The organism is Bradyrhizobium sp. Ken01 (assembly GCF_055807355.1).
Genome location: NZ_JBVVPC010000174.1, coordinates 1 through 324 on the forward strand (window position 1 = coordinate 1; position 324 = coordinate 324).

At 62.7% G+C, this 324-nt stretch carries 1 protein-coding gene; it reads right to left on the reverse strand.

The features are described 5' to 3' along the window. Positions 1-83 precede the first annotated feature (83 nt). A partial coding sequence (locus tag AC0L3S_RS39240) for a reverse transcriptase domain-containing protein (RefSeq protein ID WP_473285324.1) occupies positions 84-324 on the reverse strand: 241 nt, incomplete at its 5' end.

Below are 324 nucleotides of genomic sequence, written 5' to 3' on the forward strand. Positions count from 1 at the left end.
CTCTCGAAGCCCATGACGAAGTCGTCCGCATAGCGAACGGCCACAACGCGACCGCGTGCGCGGCGACGGCGCCATTGGTGGACTCAGAGATCGAGGATGTAGTGCAGAAAGATGTTGGCGAGGAGCGGACTGATGCCCGCCCCCTGCGGGGTACCCCTGTCCGTTTCTTGCTTCTCGCCGCTCTCAAGAATGCCGGCCCGCAGCCACAGCTCTATGAGCCGCAATATGCGAGGATCGGCGATCCTGTGCGCCACCATCCGCAGCAGCCACTCGTGGTCGACCGAGTCGAAGAAGTTGCGTATGTCGGCATCGAGCACCCAGTTG